The sequence below is a fragment of the Paracoccus marinaquae genome, assembly GCF_018860165.1.
In the GTDB taxonomy this organism is placed as follows: Bacteria; Pseudomonadota; Alphaproteobacteria; order Rhodobacterales; family Rhodobacteraceae; genus Paracoccus; species Paracoccus marinaquae.
Window position 1 is genome coordinate 1 of the sequence record NZ_JAHKNG010000116.1, and the last position, 1,485, is coordinate 1,485.

The following is a 1,485-nucleotide window of genomic DNA, read 5'->3' on the forward strand; positions in this document are numbered from 1 at the left end:
CGTAAGACCGCATGTCTTTTCCATCGGCCCGGCCCATGGCGGATCTGTCTGTATCCTGAACGTTGGGCGGCGGGTGCCGTCCTTTTGCGATGGAGGAAGACATGCGGAGAACCCACGGAACGCTCTACGTCGGAATTGACGTGTCCAAGGACAAGCTTGCGGTCGCGACCGCAGGTGGTGATCGCCAAGATGAAGTGCTGAGCCTGGGCACATTCGAGAATACCCCCGCCAGCGTCGACAGGCTGCTGAAGAAGCTTGTCGGGCGTGGCGACGTATCTGTTTGCTACGAAGCCGGGCCAACGGGTTACGGCCTCTACAGGCAGGTGCGCGCTTTCGGGTTCGACTGCTGTGTGGTCGCGCCCTCATTGATCCCAGTTCGAGCTGGCGAGCGGGTCAAGACGGATCGACTTGATGCCATGCGCCTGGCGCGCCTGCTTCGGGCCGGGGAATTGACATCGGTCTGGGTCCCCGACGAAACGCATGAGGCGATGCGCGATCTGGTCCGGGCACGGGAAAGTGCGGCGGAGGATCAGCGTCACAAACGGCAGCTCGTGTCTGCTTTCGTGCTGCGCCACGGGCGGACGTATCAACGCACCAAACCGTGGACGATGCGGTATCGGCGTTGGTTGCAGAGCCTGAGCTTTGACCATCCCGCTCACCAGATCGCGCTTCAGGAGATGCTGCAGGCTGAACGAAACGCGACAGAACGCCTGGACCGGCTGACCGGGCACATCGAGGCCCTGGTGCCGGAATGGGATCTGGCACCGGCGGTGAATGCGCTTCAGGCCCTGAGAGGTGTCGCTCTGATCAGTGCCGTCACCTTCATGGCCGAGATCGGCGATGTGCGACGGTTCGAAACGCCGGTCAAGCTGATGGCCTATCTGGGCCTGGTGCCAAGCGAATACTCGACCGGCAAGACGACAAGGCGCGGCGGCATCACCCGGGCAGGAAACGCCCGCGTGCGACACAAACTGATCGAGGGGGCCTGGACCTATCGCCTGCAGGCGCGACCGGGCGAGCGAAAGCTATACATCCTCAAAGAGCAGTCGTCGGAGGTTCAGGACATTGCCTGGAAAGCGCAGTCCCGTTTAACGACAAGATACCGCAAGCTTATTCAGCGCGGCAAGAAATCGACCGTGGTGACAACCGCCATCGCGCGGGAAATGGCAGCATTCATGTGGGATATCGCACGCCGCACCATGCCTGCGCGCTGAGTACGTTTCCACATGCGCCCAATGGCGGGCGCGAGGTCGATGTCAGGGGAATATCCGACAATCGCTTTGTGGCCAGCTTCGTGCCGATGCCCGTTGTAAGACAGGAATAGCCCCGAGACGCACAATCGGTCATGCGGTATCCAGACCGCGCATCAGAGCTTGTTTACCGACGTCTTCAGACCTCGTGCCCACCTTTGGGCGTCCAGATCACGATAAACGCCCCGGCGTCACTGATCGCGTGGGAAAACACTTGAAAAAAGACATCAGAGCG

General features: G+C 61.0%; 1 protein-coding gene. It reads left to right on the plus strand.

Annotation, left to right across the window (positions count from 1 at the left end; all coding sequences use genetic code 11):
- The first annotated feature begins 101 nt into the window (after positions 1-101).
- On the plus strand, positions 102-1,214 hold the full coding sequence (locus KNW02_RS20535; RefSeq protein WP_216035031.1) for an IS110 family RNA-guided transposase: 1,113 nt from the start codon (positions 102-104) through the stop codon (positions 1,212-1,214).
- Positions 1,215-1,485: the final 271 nt, after the last annotated feature.

Bases quoted from the DNA above. Each gene is read 5' to 3' on its own strand.
- KNW02_RS20535 (WP_216035031.1), top strand. From the start codon at position 102: ATGCGGAGAACCCACGGAACGCTCTACGTCGGAATTGACGTGTCCAAG.